Here is a 2,023-nt window from a genome sequence, read left to right as displayed (position 1 = left end):
CCCGGGTTCCGCAGTTGGTGGTCACGCATGATGCCGAATCTGGTGTGTGAGCTGCGGGAACGCCGACGGGACCGGGAGAGGGCGTGTGTCTACGCTCTCCCGGCCTGCCCGGATCTTGCTCAAGCGGGATCGAAGGCTGTCACCCGGGGCGGCGGAGCGATGGAAAGTGCCTGGTAGATGGCCTTGTGACCGGGCCGCAGCGGAGTGGTCTGAGTGATCGTCCCGGCCTCCCCGGCAAGGGTGACCTGCTTGAGCCGGGCGGTCTCCCGGCGGATATGGCGCCAGCTTTGCCCGACGGAACGCTCCGCGACACGGGTGAGGAGCAGGGCGAGCCAGCAGATCAGCACGTGGGCGCGGATGCGGTGTTCGAGCCGGTGGAAGACCGGCCGCAGCAGCAGCTCGGACTTCAGGTCGCGGAACCCGCGTTCGGCTTCCAGGAGGTTCTTGTAGCCCAGGGCGGTCTCTTCGGCGGTGATGTCGGGGTCGGAGGTGGCCAGCAGGTACTTGCCGTCGAGGTTGGCCTCGGCCTTGACCTTGGCGCGGTCGATGACGAGCCGGCCGTTCTTGTGCTGGCGGATCCACCGCTTGAGGGTGGGGTGGTCGCGCAGCGCGCACTCGGCCCGAACGTGCGTGACTTCGGCGCGGGCGGCGGCCGCAGCCGACAGGCTCCCCTTCCGAGCCCGGGCCCGATCGCGTTCCCGCCGGGCGGCGATCCGCTCCAGTTCGGCTTCGATCCGGGCGATGGCCTGCTCGCGCTGGTGCCGGTCCCGTTCGGCCTGGTCGGGGTTGTGGCAGATGATGAACCGGACGTCGCCGGCACCGTCGAGGCGCACTTCCTTGACCCGCAGGTTGTCGCGGACGCTCTGGTAGCGGCCCTGCCGCGACAGCGCCTGATCGGCCAGGGCGCCTCCGTCGCGCATGCGCATCCCGGCGATGAAGTGCCCGCCCGCCCGGCGCAGGTAGGCGAGGTTGTCGGTGCTGGAGAAGCCGCGGTCGACCACGGTGATGACGCGGCCGAGCTTCCAGTCCCGCATGTCGTCTTTGACCTCGGCCAGGACCTGCTGGTCGCTGGTGTTGCCGGGCCAGCACCACACCCGCACCGGGATGCCCTCCTTGGTGACGGCCAGGCCGATCACGATCTGCGGCAGGTCGTCGCGGTGGTCCTTGGACTTGCCGTAGCGGCGGAAGGCGCGCTGCTCGGGCGTGCTGTCTTCTTCCTCGTCGCGTTCGAAATAGGTGCTGGTGGTGTCGAAGAACAGCAGGTCGACCTCGAGGTTGAGCAGGTTCGCGACGGCGAAGAACACCGCTTGCTGGACCTGGCCGGTGGTGTCGGCCTCGGCCAGCAGGTCCATCGCCCGATACGCCTGGTCCTCGTCCATCGCGGTCAGTCCGCAGATGATCGCGTCCTCGCTGGCCCACTCGGCCGCCGACAGCTTGCTCATCGGCTCGATCGCCCGGTTGGCGACCAGCGCGAACAGCACGCGTTCCATGTTCGTGGTGAAGCGCCGCCCGTCGGTGGCCTTGGTGATCGCCGCGGCGATGTCCAGGCGCTTCCATAGCGCGTCCAGCAGCCATGATGTCCCGATCGGCCGGGAGTCGATCACTTCCATCGGGGCCGCTCCCGCCGTCAGAGCGGCCTCGGTGTCGTCGCTGAGGGCGGTTGCGTCCCCGCCGAAGTGCTTGGTGATCGAGGCGGCCAGGCGGCGCAGTCCGTCGACGTCCAGCCGGTCGATGCGGCCCAGGTTCATCAGCACGTCCGGCTTGACCTTGCCGTTCACCCGGCGGTTGTGTGCCAGAGCGGCGTAGCGGACGGTCGTGCCGTCGGCGTTGGTCCGCTGCGTGAACCGCAAGTACATGACCACACCGAACCACAGGCAGCCCTGCTCTCGCAGGAGAATGCGGACCAGTCGTGTTACTACACTTTCGGGCCCGGCAGTCCAGGAAGTAGTCCTCGTGGAGCTCTGACCAGCCGTTACGCTCCAGCGGTCACGCTTGTGTGCCTACGAACTGCGGAACCCGGGCT

The 2,023-nt window shown here is 68.5% G+C and carries 1 protein-coding gene; it reads right to left on the bottom strand.

From position 1 onward, the window contains the following. Nucleotides 1-119: 119 nt before the first annotated feature. Nucleotides 120-1,856 carry an IS1634 family transposase gene (locus ACWJ6R_RS35355; protein ID WP_449066382.1) on the bottom strand — a complete coding sequence of 579 codons (1,737 nt, stop codon included), beginning with the start codon at nt 1,854-1,856 and terminating at the stop codon, nt 120-122. Between the last annotated feature and the right edge of the window lie 167 nt (nt 1,857-2,023).

The organism is Planomonospora algeriensis (assembly GCF_977012225.1).
Note: the sequence above shows the minus strand (reverse complement) of the source record. Positions and strands in the feature narration are given on the sequence as shown.